Origin of the sequence: Sinorhizobium arboris LMG 14919, from assembly GCF_000427465.1 — a bacterium.
Lineage (GTDB): Bacteria > Pseudomonadota > Alphaproteobacteria > Rhizobiales > Rhizobiaceae > Sinorhizobium > Sinorhizobium arboris.
On record NZ_ATYB01000014.1, the window covers coordinates 2,874,368 to 2,891,079 of the forward strand.

The 16,712-nt window shown below is 61.6% G+C and carries 15 protein-coding genes and 1 pseudogene; 4 read left to right on the plus strand and 12 right to left on the minus strand.

All coding sequences use genetic code 11. From position 1 onward, the window contains the following. The first annotated feature begins 280 nt into the window (after nucleotides 1-280). On the plus strand, nucleotides 281-2,275 hold the full coding sequence (locus SINAR_RS0125165) for a putative bifunctional diguanylate cyclase/phosphodiesterase (protein ID WP_028001652.1): 1,995 nt from the start codon (nucleotides 281-283) through the stop codon (nucleotides 2,273-2,275). A gap of 18 nt (nucleotides 2,276-2,293) precedes the next feature. Here the strand turns inward: SINAR_RS0125165 and SINAR_RS0125170 are convergent, their stop codons facing one another. Beyond that, nucleotides 2,294-3,025, minus strand: coding sequence for a GntR family transcriptional regulator (locus tag SINAR_RS0125170; RefSeq protein WP_028001653.1), 732 nt, complete (start codon nucleotides 3,023-3,025; stop codon nucleotides 2,294-2,296). Nucleotides 3,026-3,240: 215 nt separating this feature from the next. On the opposite strand from SINAR_RS0125170, the gene SINAR_RS0125175 reads away from it, so the two are divergent. Together SINAR_RS0125175 and SINAR_RS0125180 are read left to right on the plus strand one after the other, a co-directional pair. Next, nucleotides 3,241-4,254, plus strand: a complete 1,014-nt coding sequence (locus tag SINAR_RS0125175) for an SIS domain-containing protein (RefSeq protein ID WP_028001654.1) — start codon at nucleotides 3,241-3,243, stop codon at nucleotides 4,252-4,254. 79 nt (nucleotides 4,255-4,333) lie between these two features. Then, nucleotides 4,334-5,146, plus strand: coding sequence for a PfkB family carbohydrate kinase (locus SINAR_RS0125180; RefSeq protein ID WP_028001655.1), 813 nt, complete (start codon nucleotides 4,334-4,336; stop codon nucleotides 5,144-5,146). A 75-nt stretch (nucleotides 5,147-5,221) separates the two neighbouring features. Here the strand turns inward: SINAR_RS0125180 and SINAR_RS1000000138210 are convergent. The 11 genes and pseudogenes from SINAR_RS1000000138210 to SINAR_RS0125235 form a co-directional block, all read right to left on the minus strand. Continuing rightward, nucleotides 5,222-5,347: pseudogene (locus tag SINAR_RS1000000138210) on the minus strand (type II toxin-antitoxin system prevent-host-death family antitoxin); the annotation flags it as partial. A 50-nt stretch (nucleotides 5,348-5,397) separates the two neighbouring features. After that, a complete protein-coding gene (locus SINAR_RS0125185; protein ID WP_033057563.1) occupies nucleotides 5,398-6,153 on the minus strand; it encodes an amino acid ABC transporter ATP-binding protein in 756 nt (251 codons plus the stop codon). A gap of 14 nt (nucleotides 6,154-6,167) precedes the next feature. Beyond that, nucleotides 6,168-7,046, minus strand: coding sequence for a DMT family transporter (locus tag SINAR_RS0125190; protein WP_028001656.1), 879 nt, complete (start codon nucleotides 7,044-7,046; stop codon nucleotides 6,168-6,170). Further along, nucleotides 7,036-8,007: an amino acid ABC transporter permease gene (locus SINAR_RS0125195; RefSeq protein WP_028001657.1), complete on the minus strand. Its 972-nt coding sequence runs from the start codon at nucleotides 8,005-8,007 to the stop codon at nucleotides 7,036-7,038. The genes SINAR_RS0125190 and SINAR_RS0125195 overlap by 11 nt, the downstream gene beginning before the upstream one ends. A gap of 116 nt (nucleotides 8,008-8,123) precedes the next feature. Then, entirely contained in the window at nucleotides 8,124-9,404 is a 1,281-nt protein-coding gene (locus SINAR_RS0125200) for an NAD(P)/FAD-dependent oxidoreductase (protein ID WP_028001658.1), read from the minus strand. Nucleotides 9,405-9,472: 68 nt separating this feature from the next. Continuing rightward, nucleotides 9,473-10,300, minus strand: coding sequence for a transporter substrate-binding domain-containing protein (locus SINAR_RS0125205; RefSeq protein ID WP_028001659.1), 828 nt, complete (start codon nucleotides 10,298-10,300; stop codon nucleotides 9,473-9,475). Between the two features lie 411 nt (nucleotides 10,301-10,711). Beyond that, nucleotides 10,712-11,299, minus strand: coding sequence for a DJ-1/PfpI family protein (locus SINAR_RS0125215; RefSeq protein WP_028001660.1), 588 nt, complete (start codon nucleotides 11,297-11,299; stop codon nucleotides 10,712-10,714). Nucleotides 11,300-11,363: 64 nt separating this feature from the next. Further along, nucleotides 11,364-12,332, minus strand: a complete 969-nt coding sequence (locus SINAR_RS0125220; protein WP_028001661.1) for a substrate-binding domain-containing protein — start codon at nucleotides 12,330-12,332, stop codon at nucleotides 11,364-11,366. Between the two features lie 30 nt (nucleotides 12,333-12,362). Further along, nucleotides 12,363-13,358 (minus strand): ABC transporter permease, encoded by a 996-nt coding sequence (locus tag SINAR_RS0125225; protein WP_028001662.1) that lies wholly within the window; start codon nucleotides 13,356-13,358, stop codon nucleotides 12,363-12,365. Beyond that, on the minus strand, nucleotides 13,324-14,916 hold the full coding sequence (locus SINAR_RS0125230) for a sugar ABC transporter ATP-binding protein (RefSeq protein ID WP_028001663.1): 1,593 nt from the start codon (nucleotides 14,914-14,916) through the stop codon (nucleotides 13,324-13,326). Before SINAR_RS0125230 ends, SINAR_RS0125225 begins: the two co-directional genes overlap by 35 nt. Continuing rightward, complete coding sequence (locus SINAR_RS0125235) at nucleotides 14,913-15,602, minus strand: GntR family transcriptional regulator (protein ID WP_028001664.1); 690 nt, start codon at nucleotides 15,600-15,602, stop codon at nucleotides 14,913-14,915. Before SINAR_RS0125235 ends, SINAR_RS0125230 begins: the two co-directional genes overlap by 4 nt. Before the next feature lie 94 nt (nucleotides 15,603-15,696). Here SINAR_RS0125235 and SINAR_RS0125240 point away from each other — a divergent pair, with 94 nt between their 5' ends. Next, nucleotides 15,697-16,701 carry an Ldh family oxidoreductase gene (locus SINAR_RS0125240; RefSeq protein ID WP_028001665.1) on the plus strand — a complete coding sequence of 335 codons (1,005 nt, stop codon included), beginning with the start codon at nucleotides 15,697-15,699 and terminating at the stop codon, nucleotides 16,699-16,701. The last annotated feature ends 11 nt before the right edge of the window (nucleotides 16,702-16,712 follow it).

Below are 16,712 nucleotides of genomic sequence, written 5' to 3' on the forward strand. Positions count from 1 at the left end.
TGCGCAGGGATCAGGGATCCGCGCCAGACGGGTTTCATGTTTTCGAATAATATGGTTAATAAAAACAGCCGCTGGATTGTTTCAATACACTATTGATCGCTCTATTGATCTTTGCCAATTCAGCAAAACTTAATTCGCCTCGACTATTGTGCCGATCGTTTCAGTCTGTCGTCATCGGGTGCGTGTTGGGATGGGTGAGACGTGAAACAACTAAAACACGTCGTTTGCTGCACCGGGCTCAGCCTCGCGGCGGGCGGCGCAAAGCGATTTGGATCGGTGCATGAGGCACACTTTGGCCGAGGTAATTGAGATCGATCTGCAGGCGCAGCCGCCCAGACTGCAATCTGTAGAGCTGCAAATGCTCTATCGGAGAGAAGGCGAAGTCATGCGCCGGATGGCAAGCCGACAGGGCCTCTGGGTGGCCGTGGCCGTCTATATGCTGTTCTCGGCCACAGATATCCTGCTCGTTCCGGATGTCGCGTTTTATGCAATCCTGGCACGCCTTGCGGTTGGTGCTGCGGCGATTGCAGCCATCGAGATGCTGTTTCGGCTCAATGCTCCGACGAAGTGGTTCGATCTCACCTGCGCCGGGGCGCTCGTGGCGGGATATTGGGGCTGGCTGTTCCCGTCGCTGATGACCAGTCAGACCGAGAGTATTTCCTATTACATGATTTTCGGCGCAATATTCATGATGGGCGCGAATCTATTCTTCAGTTTTCACTTTCGACTGTCGGTCGCAACCTCGGGAATCGTCCTCGCCACGTTCTTCCTCGTCCTGATCTTCTACATTCCGAAAAGCGTCTCCTACCAGGTGGCCTTCGGGACCTTCTATGTCTCGTGCTTCGTCTTCACGTCCTATGTGAACTGGAAGCTCAACAGGGAGCGCTACAAGGTCTTTCTCAATGCGTTCGAGGCGAAAATCCAGCAGAAGGAAGCCTCGGAACGCGGAAAGGCGCTGCTGCGGCTGTCGCATACCGATTCGCTCACGGGCCTCGACAACCGCCGCGCCGTCGACCAGAAACTCCGGGACTATTGGAGCGACTGGCAAAGGGAGGGCAAGAGCTTCGCGGCAATCCTCATCGACGTCGACTTCTTCAAGAGATACAACGACTTTTACGGGCATCAGGAAGGCGATCGCTGCCTTGTTCTCGTTGCCAACGCGCTGAAGGAGTCGATCGCGGCCTGCGATGGTTCGATCGGCCGCTATGGCGGCGAGGAGTTCATCGTGCTCGCACGGCTGACGACGCGGGAGCAGGCGGCGGATCTGGCGGAAGCCATACGGAGAAGCGTCGAGAGCCTCGCATTGCCGCACGAACAGCGCCGCGACGGCGTGTCGATCGTGACCGTGAGCGTCGGCGCGGGCTTCACCCGGAATCAGATCGGCTCGAAGCTCGAGAGACTGATCCATGAAGCGGACCGCGCCCTCTACGGGGCAAAGGCAAACGGCCGCAACTGCGCGCGCCTCTTCGATCCGAACGACCCGCAAACCGGCGACGAGAGCGAGAATATCGCCGCGCTGCTGAAAATTGCGATCGACCAGAATCTCGTCTCGCTCGTCTATCAACCGATACGCGACGTCGCCACCGGCCGGGTAGACGCGGTGGAGGCGCTGATGCGGCTGAAGATGCTGGACGGCACGTCCGTTCCCCCGAGCCTCTTCGTGCCGATTGCCGAGAGAACCGGGGCCATCCTCGACCTTGGCCGCTGGGTCATACGCGTGGTGTGCCTTGAGCTCCTGGCAAGCGAGCATGTGCCCGTCGTCAGCGTGAACGTCTCGCCGATCCAGCTCAGATCTCCCGGCTTCGCGGCTTCAGTCGCTGCCATTCTCGGTGAAACCGGGGTGGCCGGCAGCAGGCTTGCCTTCGAAATCACGGAGGGGCTCGAGATGGAGATGCATTCCGATATCCTGCGTTGCATCAGCGATTTGAAGACGCTGGGCATCAGGATCTGGCTCGACGATTTCGGAACCGGCTTCGCCGGCCTGTCATGGCTGCGCCTGATCGAGTTCGACACGGTGAAGATCGACCGCTCGTTCCTTCACGATTGCGACACGCCCAAGGGCAAGGCGATGCTCAGGGACATTATCGGCCTGGTGCGAAATCGCGGGCACAAGATTCTCGTCGAGGGCGTGGAGACGGAGGAACAGCTCGCACTCATGCGCCAATTCCGGATCGACCATGTACAGGGCTTCCATGTCGGCCGACCGGCGCCCGCGCGAAATTTCCAATCCCCTCCGCCGAAGGACAAACGCCGGCCTCACCTGAGGCCGGTTTGATTCGGCCACCGCTGCTGGCTACTTGCGCGCGAGACTGAAGGAGAAATGGCTGCCGCGGTGATAATCGACGGCGTAAACGACCGGCACGCCGTTCGCATTGAAGCAGGTTTCGCGGATCAGCAGCGCCGGCCCGAAGTCCCGCAGGTCGTTGCGCTCCACCACGTCATCCGGCAGCATCACCGCCGTAACCGTAGCGGCGGACATCCGCGGCCGGTGCCTGTAATGCTCGAGGAGATCGAGCAGCGAGCCGCCCCAGTCTATGTCGTAAAGACGGGTCGGGATGATGCCGCGCGGGATGTAGTCGATACAGTAGAGGATCGGCTCATCCTTGTGCAGACGCAGCCGCTCGAGGCGGATGACGCGTTCGCCATTTCCGAGGCGCAACTGACCGGCCGTGACCGCATCGGGCAATTCCTCGGCGATCGAGAGTACCTTGCTGACGGTCGCATATCCGTAATGCCGCGTCATATCGGTAACGCTCTCGAAAACGGTGATCGGCCTTTCGACATGGACCGCCGACATCGCCGAAACGAACCGGCCGCGGCCATGTTCCACGTAGATGACGCCATCCTGCTCCAGCAGCTTCAATGCCTCGCGCAGCGCGGGGCGGGAAATTTTGAAGCGCTCCGTCAGCTGCGCCTCCGTCGGCAGCTTGTCGCCCGGAGTAAGCCCCTGCTCGCGGATCAGGTCGGCGATGCGGTCGCGAAGCTGGATGACCAGGGTACGCGTGTCGCGAAGGGGCTCGACCAATTCCTCTCTCCAAATGCTGCGAAATATGATCCTTCTTGTCTGACAAATCCGGCAAGGTCAAGGGACAGATCTACCTTCATAATCAGAGGACACGGCATGGCAGAAGCGCATCCGGCAGATCATCTCTCTTGACATCTTCGAGCAATGTTGTCAGTTGTCTTACAACATTGCCGGCGCTTCAGCCGGCGATAGCCACCCCTGTCCGAGAGAGAACCATGCTGAATTTTGACGAACAGAGATTCCTTCGCATCCAGTCGGGCGCCGTCGCCCTGCGTCAACGCCTGGACGCGGTTATCGCCTCCTGCCTCGAGAAGGGTGCGGAAAACATCTTCTTCCTTGGAACCGGCGGTGCAGCCATCCTCATGCAGCCGGCCCTCCAGTTGCTCCAACGCAGGTCGCGCTTCCCGGCTTTCATGGACCTCCCGGCTGAGCTCTTCATCACCGGGTCGGTCAATCTTACGGAAAAGTCCATCGTCGTCATTCCGTCGCTCTCCGGCACGACCAAGGAAAGCGTGGCTCTGCTGGCAAAGGCGAAGGAGGCCGGAGCGACAGTCCTCTCTCTGGTAGGGCACGAGGAAACGCCGCTCGGCAAGGGCGGCGATCACGCCTTCGTCAACTTCGCCGAAGACGACACGTCCTGCGAGTCCTTCTACCTGCAATCCCTGTTCATCGCGCTGTCGATCATGCGTTACCGCGGCGAGATCGAGAACTATGGCCAGATCGTTGGCGAGCTGGAAAAGCTTCCCGGGCTTCTCCTCGATGTGAAGCGCGCCTACGAGGACAAGGCTGAAGCATTCGCCCGTGTTCTGGCGGGCTCCGATTACCACATCATCACCGGCGCCGGAAACGTCTGGCCCGAGGCCTTTTACTACGGCATGTGCATCCTGGAAGAGATGCAGTGGATCCGCACCCGCCCCGTCCATGCCTCGGACTTCTTCCACGGAACGCTCGAACTCGTGGAAAAGGGCGTCAGCGTCCTCCTCTTCAAGGGTGAGGACGCGCTGCGGCCGCTTGCCGACCGCGTTGAGAATTTCGCGCCGAGCTACACGGACAGGCTGACCGTGCTCGACACGGCAGACTTCGCCCTTCCCGGCGTATCGCAGGAGGTGCGGGGCCTCGTCTCGCCGATCGTCCTCGCGACCGTGCTCGAGCGCATTAGCGCGCATCTCGAAGTGATGCGCAATCACCCGCTGACGACGCGGCGCTATTACAAGCGCGTCGCCTATTGAGCAGGAGCACCCGATGAATTAGCACGGCCGCGATTGCTTCCGCACTCGCGGCCGTGACGCCGCAGGACAAGAGATCGCCATGACTTCCTTCCGATTTGCCGCCGTCGGCGACAATTGCATCGACCGCTATCGCGCGCCCCTCGGCCAGGCTTATGTCGGCGGCAACGCGATCAATGTCGCCGTCCAGCTTGCGAGACTCGGCCACGGCTCCTTCTATTTCGGCGCGGTCGGCCGCGATTCCGACGGCACCCAGATCCGGCGCCTGCTGATTGCAAACGGCGTCAATGTCGACCACCTGCTCGAGCGCGACACCAACACGGCCTATACGGATATCGACGTGACGCCATCCGGCGACCGCATCTTCGTCCATGAGGACTTCGGTGCCTGCGCCGGCTACCGCCCTGACGCCTGTGAGATCGAGCTGCTGAAAACCATGGATCACGTGCATATCGGCTGGCTGGACGATGGCGGCCTGTTGCGCCGGACGCTTTCTGCCGCAAGCGTCAGCGTTTCCCAGGACATCTCGGTCAACGCAGCGGCAGCCGATCTCCAGGTCGATGGCCTTTCGATCGCCTTCGGTTCCGCCGGCGAGAACGATGCCGGTGCCGAGCGGCTGGTTCGCGATTTCCTCGCCCGCGGGGCGCGAGTTGCCGTCGTCACGCGTGGGGCGCTCGGCTCGCTCGCGAGCGACGGCACCGAATACGCGTCTGCGGGAATTCGTCCGGTCGATGTCGTGGATACGACCGGCGCCGGCGACAGCTTCATCGCCGGCTTCACCGCAGCCCGGCTGGCAGGACGCCCCCTTGCCGCCTGCCTCGAAGCAGGCAGGGACCTGGCCGCGGATACCTGCACGCATGTCGGCGGCTTTCCGCAGGAGCCACAATCGATCTGACGGTCGCACTTGCCGGTGGGCTCTTGACCATACCCATCCTCGATAGCGAAGTGACGGCGGCGAACAGGCCGGATTACTCCTATGCCTCGCCGCGGGAACGAGGGGCGCGACAGGCCTTCCGTGGCTCGTCACGACATAGCCGTGCCCCTCGCGCAGGCTGCACAGGATAAGAGAAAGCTTGCGGTTGGCATCCGCTGCTGATCAAGGCTTACCCAATCGGCGACGGGAGCGCACAAATCCTGCGATATGCATCAGTGCAGGAGCTGGCTGAGGAACAGGCTCGCTCGATCCGTCTTCGGATGGGCGAAGAATTCGTCCGGTTCGCCCTCTTCGACGATGCGACCCTGATCCATGAAGATCACCCGATCGGCAACCTGGCGCGCGAAGCCCATTTCGTGGGTGACGCAGACCATCGTCATGCCCTCGTTCGCGAGCGTCACCATGGTGTCCAGAACTTCCTTGACCATTTCGGGGTCGAGCGCAGAGGTCGGCTCGTCGAAAAGCATGACCTTCGGGTTCATGCACAGCGCCCGCGCGATCGCAACGCGCTGCTGCTGTCCGCCGGAAAGCTGGCCCGGATATTTGTTGGCCTGCTCCGGAATGCGGACGCGGTTGAGATAGTCCATCGCGATCTCCGTCGCCTGGGCGCGCGGCATGCGCTTGACCCACATCGGCGCCAGAACGCAGTTCTCGAGGATCGTCAGGTGCGGGAAGAGATTGAACTGCTGAAACACCATTCCCACTTCGCGCCTGATGGCATCCACCTTGCGCTCGTCCTCGCCGACTTCGATCCCGCCGACGACGATGCGGCCCTGCTGATGGGCCTCGAGCCGGTTGACACAGCGGATGAGCGTCGATTTGCCGGAACCTGAGGGTCCGCAGATCACAACCTTCTCGCGCGGCGCGATCGAAAGGTTGATATTGTCCAGGGCATGATACTGGCCGTACCACTTATGTACGCCGCTCAGAGTGATCTCCGGCGAAGCGATGTCGATCGATGTGGGCATTGTAGTCTCCAGGATTATTTCAGGACGAGCCAGCCGGAAAGCACGATGACGAGCGCGCCTGCGACCGTGTGCAGTTCGACGGGGGCGGCAAAGAACAGCGCTCCGTAGAGGCAGCCCCAGACGATCTGGCTGTATTGAAAAGGCGCAACCACCGAGGCATCGCCCGTGCGGAAGGCGCGGACCAGAAGCAGATGGCCGGCCAGCATGAAGAGCCCCGCGAGGAAGGCGATCAGCAGATCGCCCGGCCCGACCGGCGCCAGTCCGCCGCCGACCGGCGAAACGGCCAGCGCGACCGCCGCAAGCACGACGAGCAGCGTCGAGACGAGGGCAAGGTCGCTCTCCGTCGTCCTTGCGCAACGCAGAAGGACGAGCGAGAGCGCAAAGACGAGAGCCGACCCAGCCGCCGCTGCGTGCCCCAGATTGAGCGGCGCGATTCCCGGCCTGAGCGCAATCGCGACGCCGACAAAGCCGGCGATCACGCCGCACCAGGCGAGCGCAGACAGCCGTTCCGCAAGAAGGGCGAAGGCCAGGACCGCCACAAGGACCGGTGTGAGGAAGGCGAGCAGATAGGCTTCCGACAGCGGCAGCACCGAAAATGCGTAGTGGATCAGGAGCGTATCGACCGCGAGCAGAAATGCCCTCAGGAGCGCCAAGCCCGGATGACGCGGCCTGAGCGATGCCGTGGTGCCGGTGATGCCGGCATAAACCGCAAGCAACGCGAGCGCCGCAAGGGTTACCATGAAGGTCACCTGTGGCACGTCAAAGCGCTCTGCGAGCAGCTTCACAAGCACATCCGTGCCCGAAAACACTGCGAAGGCCAGGAAACCCAGCAGAGCAGCGCGCAGATTGCGCGGCATGCCGGCCGCGGCCGGCGCGGCAGCGTCAACGGACATTGAAGCGTCCGAACCGTGCTTCGATGCGGGACTGCATGTATTCCAGCCCGACCGAAAGGATCCAGTAGATCATGGATGCCGTGATCAGCATCTCGATATGACGGAACTCGGTCTGGCCCTGGGTGCGGGCGAGATACATCAGTTCCCAGACGCCGACGACGGAGACGAGCGAGGAGTCCTTCAGCATCGCAATGAACTGGTTTCCGGTCGGCGGAATAATCACCCGCATCGCCTGCGGGAGGATCACCAGGCCCATCGTCTGGCTCGGGTTCAGGCCAAGCGCAGTCGCACCTTCCGTCTGCCCCCGCGGAATGCTTTCTATGCCCGCCCGGAAGATTTCCGTCATATAGGCACCGTAGCAGAGCGAGAGCGCAAGGATGCCGGCCGGCACCGCGCCGATGACGTAGCCCACCTGAGGCAGACCCAGATAGATGATATAGATCTGCATCAGGAGCGGCAGACCCCGGAACAGCGATGTGTAGAAAGTGGCGAGACCGTAGATCACTCCGTTCTTCGACAGTTTCGCAATCGCACCGACAAGCGCGATGACGGTTGCGACAGCGATCGAGATCACCGAAATGTAGAGCGTGGTGACGACGCCCTGCGAAATCAGGAAGCCGATCTTCTTGGCGATGAACGCAAAGGAAAGATCGAAGGAATAGAAGAAGAGCATCAGCAGGGCGAAGAGCTCCAGCCAGACGCCGGCAACCTGCCAATGGCGAGGCAACTGCCGCAAGGCCTTCCAATTCAGCGCCGCTATCACGGCGATCATTCCTGCGCTGACGAGGCGTCCGGTTGCAGGATTGGCGGCCAGCCACTCCGAGCTTGTCGGCAGCACAAGGCCGATCCAGTCCGGGCTTACGCCCAGTCCGTAGACCGTCAGGGTTATCAGCGCGAGAAGGAGAAACGTCCCGGTGCGCCGCGCAGCATCCGGATATGTCAGAATCATACGACCGATCATTTGTTCTCTCCGCCATGAAAGCGCGTCGCGTTCAATCGCATTCGCACAACGCGCCGTAGGTCATAGGTTTGTGCATTTCGTCGCCCAAACCGCTGCACGGTTTTGGGCGACATGCATCAGGCCGCGCGCTCGCGCCACCAGTCTTGAGCCTGCAGTTTCCAGTAGGTGAGCTGGGCCACCGCCAGTCCGGCATAACCGCCGGCCCAGACGAGCCCGAAGGGCTTGAACAGCTTGTAGCGGTCGGACTGGCCCAGAATGCCTTCGGCCACCAGCTTTCCGCCGATGGCGGTCGTATTCAGACCGTGGCCGCCGAATGCCGTGCAATGCCATACGCCTGCCTGCATTTCGCCGATCTGTGGCATGAGGTGGCGTGCGTAGGACATCAGCCCCGACCAGGCGAGCTCGGTCTTCAAATCCTTGAGCTGCGGATAGGTCCCGACCATTTCGCGCCGCAGTTCCGCGGCCAAGGCGGCGGGCGACGCCGCGCGGGTGGTGATGCGCCCGCCCCACAGCAGACGTTTCCCGCCTTCGACCAGGCGGTAGTAATCTCCAGCACGACGGTTGTCGCCGATCGCGTCCGTTGTGGCGATGGCGGTGCGGATGAGTTCCGGCGCTTCCTCGCTCAGCATGACATAGGTGGCGATCGGCAGGAACGAACGCTTCAGCCGCCTGTTCAGGGGACCCGTATAGCCGCCGGTGGTGAAGACCACATGGCGCGCTCGAACACGTCCACCCGGCGTGGTCACCGTCTTCTCGGCGCCGTCGAGAGCGCCGCCCGTCACGGCCGAGCCTTCATAGATCCGCCCGCCGAGACGTTCGATCTCATATGCCAGCCCGCGAAGGTAGTTCAGCGGGTGCATATGGAAGGCTTTGCGATCGCGCAAGGCATGGAAATAGCGCTTCGACTTCAACACCGAACGCACCTCGTCGGTGGAAAGGTAGTCGAGCTCGTAGCCGTAAACACGCCGCATCTCGTCGGCATGCGCTTTCAAGCTGCCGCCGTCGTCGTAGCGCAAGACGCTCGTAATGCCTGCCTGCGGCGTTACGCCCTCGATCTTCAGCGCCTCGATCGTCTCGCGAACGAATTCGACGCCTTCGATCGAAAGCCGGTGTATCTGCCGCGCCGCTTCGGCGCCGGCCATCCGGGCGATATTGTCGCTGCCGGTCGCAAAACCGGGGCTGACGAAACCGCCATTGCGGCCGGAGGCACCGAACCCCACGCTTTCGGCTTCGAGGACGGCAACCGACTGCCCGGCGCGCGCCAGTTGCAACGCAGTGGTCAGACCGGCAAGCCCGCCGCCGATGACCACGGCATCGCATTCGACCGTCCCGGAGAGGACCGGCCTGACGTTCATGTCGGCTAGTGTCTGCTTGTAGTAGGTATTGGGATAGGACATTTTCTCTCGCCCGTCGACCGCGGTGGCAAGGCGGAGGGGCGGCGTACCGCCTCCCCGCATGTATCGGTTCAGTCGGCGCTATAGTCCTTGCCGTACCATTTCGTGGTGAGCGCCGCGAGCGTGCCGTCCTTCTTCATCTCGTCGATGATGGCCCCGACCTTCTTGGTCCAGTCCGGATCGACTTTTTCGGCGATGACGACAAGCGGCTCCTTGAAAGCGTACTCGCCCTCGAGGACGCGCAGCGGATAGCCGTTCTTCATCGCGTTGAGAGCGGTCTGCTCCGGCGCGATGACAGCGTCGAGACGCACGCCGTCGCCAAGACGCAGATCGTCGAAGGGCAGCATGGAATCGGCGAAGGTGCGGACCTCGCCCGGCTCGATCTTGTACTCGATCGGCGGCAGGCCCGGCGCGTCGATCTCCAGCTGGCGGCGAATGAAATCTTCCGACGTGGTCGCCGTTTCGACGCCGATGATCTTGCCGTTCAGGTCGGTAACGGATTTCGCCTGACTGTCCTTGTGCAATACGTATACATAGGGGCTGTAGTAATAGATGCCTGCGAAATCGATGACCTGGGCGCGCGCCTTGGTCGGAGTGACGGAGCCGACCCCCAAATCATAGCGCCCCTGCCAGCGTCCGCCGGTCAACGTCGCCCAATCGGGCGTTTCGAAGCTCACTTCGACGCCGAGGCGCTTGGCGATCTCCTTGGAGACGTCGATATCGAAACCGGTCAGCTCGTTGCTGTCGTCGAGATAGCTCTGGGGCGGCCAGCCGCTGTTGGTGGCGACCACCATGGCTTTCTTGCCCATGACCCGGTCGAGCGTCTCGCCCGCCTGTGCCGTGGTCACGAATGCCAGTGCGGCAACGCCGATGGCGAGCTTTGAAAACAGTCCTTTCACGCAAATCCTCCTCTTCGATCGGTCAGCCCTGCAGCATCGCGCGCCTTACAGAACGCGCGAAGGTCGCCGCAGAACTCCGCGTTGCCGCATGATCCGGGGAACATGCAGCGGGTTCCCAGTTATAAGATGTCTGACAACTGAATTAGTAAGTCCTGCTGGCGCAGTGTCAAGGCCGCATGGCGCTCTGCTCCATGAAACGAAATGATGAGCCGATGCGAATCCGTGATGGACCCGGCCGCCTTGCGAAGGAATGAAACATGTCGCCGGCAACGGCCTGACGCCGGACAGGCCGGCGATGCATGAGACGGACGCGTCGTGGCGTTGGGAATATCTGAATGCTCAAAGGCCCGCTTTTTAGCGGGCCTTTGAGCGCGGGTCAGTCCTTTCGGAGCCGCAAAATCGATGTTTGAACTACTCGTGGACGATCTTCGTGCCGAGCACGTTCAGGCACTCGCGCATAAAGGCAGCCAAACCGGTCCAACCCTTAGCCGAGACCATGTTGCCGTCGACAAAGGCCTCGTTGGGTTTGACGTCCACGTAGATGCCCCCGACCGCGGTCACTTCCGGTTCGCAAGCGCCAAGGCCGGCAACTTTGCGGCCCTTCAGAACACCCGGCACAGCCATGAGAATTTGCACGCCATGGCAAATCGTGAAAATAGGCTTGCCGCTTTCGTGGAAGTGGCGGACCATATCCTGGATACGCTTATCGGTGCGGATATATTCCGGGCCGCGGCCACCCGCCGCATAGACGGCGTCGTATTCCTCCACGCGCACTTCGGAGAAGGTCTTGTTGATGTCGGCATAGTGCCCGAGTTTCTCGGTATATGTCTGGTCGCCTTCGAAATCGTGCAGCGAGGTCTTGATCCGATCTCCGGCTTTCTTGTCCGGGCAGACGACGTGGACCGTATGGCCGACAGCCTCCATCCCCTGCTGGAAGACGTAGATCTCGTACTCTTCGGTAAACTCACCAGTGAGCATGAGGATTTTCTTGCCGCTCATGTCGCATCTCCTGTTGTCATGAAATTGGGGCAATGGCCCCGGGGTTGCCGGGCATCGATCGGGATCAGAATGGGGAATCGGGGAAATAGAACTGATCGGCATTTTCGGGCGTGATCAGCGGTGCACCGAGCAGGAAGGAGCCGCGCATCGGCGCATGCCCGCCGAACTGGGCCGCCGTCATGTAAACGGCCGATTTGATCATCGACGGCGGGTAGGGCGTAGAGATCGGCGTGCGCTCGTCGCCCTTCTTCACCATCTCGATGACCTGCTTCATGCCGTTCCCGCCCAGCGCATATTTGACATCCTTCCGCCCTGCGTTGTCGACCGCCTCGAGCACACCGAGCAGCATGTCGTCGTCATTGGCCCAGACCGCATCGATCTTCGGATACTTGGCGAGGTAGTCCTGCATCAGCTTGAACGCCTCGTCCTGGTTCCAGTTGGCATACTGGATGTCGAGGATCTTGATGTCGGACTTGTTGATGACATCCGAAAAACCCTTGATGCGCTCATCGTCGATGACGGTCGGGATACCGCGGAGCACGACGATCTCGCCCTTCCCCCCGAGCTTGTCGACAAGCCAGTGCGCGGTGTTGGCGCCGACGGCGATGTTGTCGCCGGCGACATACAGATCCTGGACATTCGGATCCGTGAGACCACGGTCGACTACGGAAATAAAGGTGCCATTCTGCTTGATCTGCTCCACGGGGCCGGTCAGCTCTTCCGAGGTGAAGGGAAGGATGACCAGGGCATCGAGCTTGCGACTCGCCGAGAGGTCCTCCAGTGCGGAAACCTGGGCCGTCGCCGAGGATGCCGTGGACAGCACGACGTCGATGTTCGGGAAGGCAGCTTCGATCTCCTTTTCCGCCTGCTCCGCGTGATAGACGACGCCCCCCGTCCAACCGTGCGTTGCGGCCGGGATCGAAACGGCGATCGTGACGTCACGATCCTCGGCCGTCGCGCTTGCCAGCGAGACGGCGAGGACCATGGCGGTCGTCGACAGCAACAACCCGGTCTTTTGAATGATCGACTTCATTTTCTCCTCCTTCTGAAGTCAGTGCTGTTTTCAGCGGTTGGCAGTAAAGCGATGCGCCAACATGGCGATGATGATGATCGCGCCCTGCACGGCGGCGACCAGGTATTCCGAAACCATGTCCGAGAGGACCATGACGTTTGCGATCACCTCGAGGATAAGGGCGCCGGCAATGGTGCCGCCGATGCGTCCCCGCCCGCCGCGCAGCAGCGTGCCGCCGATCACCACTGCAGTTATGACCTGCAGTTCCCAGAGCTGCCCTGTCGTCGGGGTGGCGGCGCCGAGGCGCGGCACGTAACAGATGGCCGCGACGGCGACGCAGAAACCCTGGATCACATAGGCGATGGTACGCACGGCTGCGACGTTCACGCCGGAAAAGCGGGCAACCTCGACATTGGATCCGGCCGATGTCAGGCGGCGGCCATACTTCGTCTTGTAGAGCAGGAAGGCGCCCATGACGACAATGACGAAGGTAATGAGCACGGGATAGGGAATGCCGTAGACGCTGCCGAAATAGACGGGCCGATAGGCCTCTCGAAGGCTACGGTCGATGGGCAGGGAACCGCCATTGGTCATGAAGGTGATGAAGGCACGGAAGATGCCCATGGTGCCGAGAGTGACGATGAAAGGTTCGATCCGCCCGAGGGTAACGATCAGACCGTTGAAAAGACCGCACAGGCAACCGACCACTACGGCAACGCCCGCTCCCATCGGGATCGCCCAGTTGCCGAATGTGGGGGCAAGATAATTCATCACCATGATCATGATGCCGGTAACAAAAGCCACCATCGAGCCCACGGACAGATCGAGACCGCCGGAGGAAATGACGAAAGTTGCTCCGACTGCGATGATCGCAATGAAAGCGCTGCGCGTGATCACGTTGAGCAGATTGGCCGACGCAACGAAGTTCGAGTTCACCAGCGCGCCGAACAGAACGATCACCGCAAGCGCAATAAACGGCGCAAGATCGCCCCACCGAATGCCGGCCCCTTCGTCAACCGGTGATATTGTCGCTGTTGCTGACGTCATGCTGGTCCTCCCCGAGTCCCTCGCGCGCACCGGTCGTGGCCGCGAAGACGATATTTTCCTCATTGATGTCATTGCCCCGCAGCTCGGCTACGATCCTGCCGGCCCGCATAACCAGCACCCGATCGGCAAGGCCGACCAGTTCCGGCATTTCCGACGAAATGACGATGCAGGCCTTGCCGGCACGCACCATCGCGTCGATGAAATCGTAGATCTGGCCCTTGTTGCCGATATCTATGCCGCGTGTCGGCTCGTCGATGATGATCACCGACGGTTCAGCCATCATCACCTTGGCAAGAAGCAACTTCTGTTGATTGCCGCCAGAGAGCTTCCCGGCATCGAGGCGTAACGAGCGCACGCGAATGTCGTAGCGGGCCACGGCCTTCTGCAGAAGAGAAAGCTCGCCGCGCTTGTCGAGAACGGCGCCGGGATTGACGACGTCAAGGGCTTGCAGGGTCAGATTGGGTCCGAGCTGCTCATCCAGCAGCAGGCCCTTTCCCTTGCGATCTTCGGTCAGATAGACGAGGCCGGCATCCATCAGGGTGCGAACGGAGCGGTTCACTATCTCCTTGCCGTTCAGGACGACGCTTGCGGCATCGGACGGGCGAAGGCCCATCAGCCCCTCGATCAGTTCGGTACGCCCGGCCCCGATCATGCCGCCGAAACCGAGAACTTCTCCGGGCCTGACGCTGAAGGAGGCCTTTGCCTGGCCGTCGTCAACGGAGAGATCCGTGACCGACAGGATCGGTACGCCGGCAGCTTCCGGACGCTTTGGCGGATACAGCATTTCGAGTTCGCGGCCGACCATCAGCTCAGCCATTTCACGCTGGCCGAGCCCCGCGGCAGGCCAGGTCCCGATCATGCGGCCATCGCGAAGCACCGTGATGCGGTCGGCCAATGCCTGAACTTCGTCAAGGCGATGCGAGATATAGAGCACGGCAACTCCGTGATCGCGCAGGTTCCGCACGATGTCGAGCAACGCTGCCACTTCGTCGTTGGCGAGCACGGCGGTCGGCTCGTCGAAAATGACGACCTTGCGTTCGTCCAGAAGGGCGCGCGCAATCTGCACCAGCTGGCGTTGGGCGAGCGGCAAATCGCCGACGCGGTCGCGAGGGCGCGCGGTCGAGCCGACCCTGGACAGGAGCTCCGCCGTCCGGCGATTCATCGCTCGATCGGCGACCAGCAGGCCACGGCCAATCTCGCGCCCCAGGAACAGGTTCTCCGCGACGGTCAGGTCCGAAGCAAGTACGATTTCCTGGTGCACAAGCACGATGCCGGCATTCTCCGCCTCGACCGCATCACGGAATTCAACGGGCCGCCCCTCCATGAACAGGCGACCGACGCTTGGCACTACGTGACCGGACAGGAGCTTCATCAGCGTCGACTTGCCCGCACCGTTCTCTCCAATGACGGCGTGAACCTCACCGGCGAGGATATCGAGCGCAACCTCCGACAGGACAGTGACCTGCCCGTAAGTCTTGCCTAGTCCTTCGGCCGACAGCGCGGCAACGCTGGCGCCCGGCGAAGGTGCAACCGGATGGGAAGAGAGGACAGCGTTCATTCGAAAGCCGAAAGCAAGCGATCGCGTGACCGTTCAACGTGAACTCGCATCGCGTCGTACGCCGCCTGCGGATCACCCGCCCGGAATGCTGCGACCAAGTTTTCATGCTCTTCCAGAGCTTCCTGCGTCACCCGCGTGTGGAACATCAACCTGAAGATGTGCAGATGGACATGCTGGTTCGAGAGCGTGCTGCGGATCACCTCGTTCCCCGCGATTTTCAGGATGGCGTCGTGGAACTGCGCGTCGGCGCGGGCAAATCGGGAGTAGCGCGTGTTGCGATCCACGGGCGCCTCTCCGTGCCCCATGTCCGCAGCGGAATTCTCGAGCTGCTGGAGCGCCTCCAGCGTCATGTTGACGGCGGCAAGACGAGCGGCTTCGGGTTCGACCAGAAGACGGAAAGCATAGAGGTCTTCGAATTGCTTGCGCGTCCATTGCGGCGCTGCACTGTAGCCTATCAAGTGCTCCTTGCGCACAAGCCCTTCCCGCTCCAGCCGGCTAAGAGCCTCGCGGATGGGTGTCTGCGAAACGTTGAGCTCGCGAGCGAGGACATCGATCGGGATACGGGCGCCAGGAGCGATCTCGAGCGACATCAATCGATGATAGATGCTGTCGTAGACACCCTCCACCACACTGATGGGACGAATGTTGGCCCTGCCCTCTCGCTCCGTCGCAATTACCATCTGCATTCTCCGACTGCTTATTGACATGCGGTTACTTGTTGCAGGATACAATATCGCATGTCAAATACAATATCGTATATGATCTGATATGGGATTTGAAATGAGGGTTCCATTTGACCGATTGCAGGCGCTCGCCAGCGGATTACTCGAAAGCCGCGGCGCGCCGGAGCAGGCCGCGCGGCTGCAGGCGGATCTCCTGCTGGAGGCCGAGCTGCGGGGTTTGCCGTCCCATGGCCTGCAGCGGCTGCCTTTGCTGTTGTCTCGTTTGGACAAAGGGCTTGCAGATGCACGCACTTGCGGTACCGCAACCTGGCAACGCCGGGCCTTTCTGAGCGTGGACGGCGAGCGGGGGCTCGGTCCCGTCGTGATAATGGGTGCGATCCGCGCCCTTCAGGTCAGGCTGAACGAGACGGGCGTGGCTCTCGCCGCGATCCGCAACACCAATCACATCGGCATGCTCGCCTATTATGCGGAGGTCGCCGCACGGAGCGGGCTGATTGCGATCATCATGTCGACCAGCGAGGCACTCGTGCATCCCTTCGGCGGCACCGAGGCCATGCTGGGCACCAATCCGATCGCCATCGGCATTCCGACGGCCCACGACCCTTTCGTGCTGGATCTGGCGACCAGCGTCGTTTCAATGGGGAAAATCAACAATCACGCGATGCGCGGCATTCCCATACCCGAGGGCTGGGCGGTAGATGCCCACGGCCGCCGCACAGCCGATCCACACGCCGTGAGGAGCGGCGCGATCGCTCCGTTCGGGGGCGCCAAGGGCTACGGGATCGGCCTCGCGATAGAACTTCTGGTCTCAACCCTTGCCGGCTCGGATCTCGCTCCCGAGGTTCGAGGCACCCTCGATGACGGGCACTTCGCGAACAAGGGTGATCTCATTGTATTGATCGATCCGGCGGCTGGAGCCGGAAGCGCCCACGCGCTTTCCGCATATCTCGACCGCCTGCGTCACTCCCGTCCCGCTGATCCTGCCTGCCCGGTCGCCGTCCCCGGCGACGGCGCTCGCGCCCGTCGTGCGGCTTCTTTGAGCACCGGCATCGAGCTGCCGCAACAGCTATTCGAAAACCTTGTGGCTCTTGAAGCCGCGTGACCTTGTGGAGG

Coding starts and splice junctions, on each gene's coding strand:
- SINAR_RS0125165 (WP_028001652.1), top strand. CDS start 281: ATGAGGCACACTTTGGCCGAGGTAATTGAGATCGATCTGCAGGCGCAG.
- SINAR_RS0125175 (WP_028001654.1), top strand. CDS start 3,241: ATGCTGAATTTTGACGAACAGAGATTCCTTCGCATCCAGTCGGGCGCC.
- SINAR_RS0125180 (WP_028001655.1), top strand. CDS start 4,334: ATGACTTCCTTCCGATTTGCCGCCGTCGGCGACAATTGCATCGACCGC.
- SINAR_RS0125185 (WP_033057563.1), bottom strand. CDS start 6,153: ATGCCCACATCGATCGACATCGCTTCGCCGGAGATCACTCTGAGCGGC.
- SINAR_RS0125190 (WP_028001656.1), bottom strand. CDS start 7,046: ATGTCCGTTGACGCTGCCGCGCCGGCCGCGGCCGGCATGCCGCGCAAT.
- SINAR_RS0125195 (WP_028001657.1), bottom strand. CDS start 8,007: ATGATCGGTCGTATGATTCTGACATATCCGGATGCTGCGCGGCGCACC.
- SINAR_RS0125200 (WP_028001658.1), bottom strand. CDS start 9,404: ATGTCCTATCCCAATACCTACTACAAGCAGACACTAGCCGACATGAAC.
- SINAR_RS0125215 (WP_028001660.1), bottom strand. CDS start 11,299: ATGAGCGGCAAGAAAATCCTCATGCTCACTGGTGAGTTTACCGAAGAG.
- SINAR_RS0125220 (WP_028001661.1), bottom strand. CDS start 12,332: ATGAAGTCGATCATTCAAAAGACCGGGTTGTTGCTGTCGACGACCGCC.
- SINAR_RS0125225 (WP_028001662.1), bottom strand. CDS start 13,358: ATGACGTCAGCAACAGCGACAATATCACCGGTTGACGAAGGGGCCGGC.
- SINAR_RS0125230 (WP_028001663.1), bottom strand. CDS start 14,916: ATGAACGCTGTCCTCTCTTCCCATCCGGTTGCACCTTCGCCGGGCGCC.
- SINAR_RS0125235 (WP_028001664.1), bottom strand. CDS start 15,602: ATGCAGATGGTAATTGCGACGGAGCGAGAGGGCAGGGCCAACATTCGT.
- SINAR_RS0125240 (WP_028001665.1), top strand. CDS start 15,697: ATGAGGGTTCCATTTGACCGATTGCAGGCGCTCGCCAGCGGATTACTC.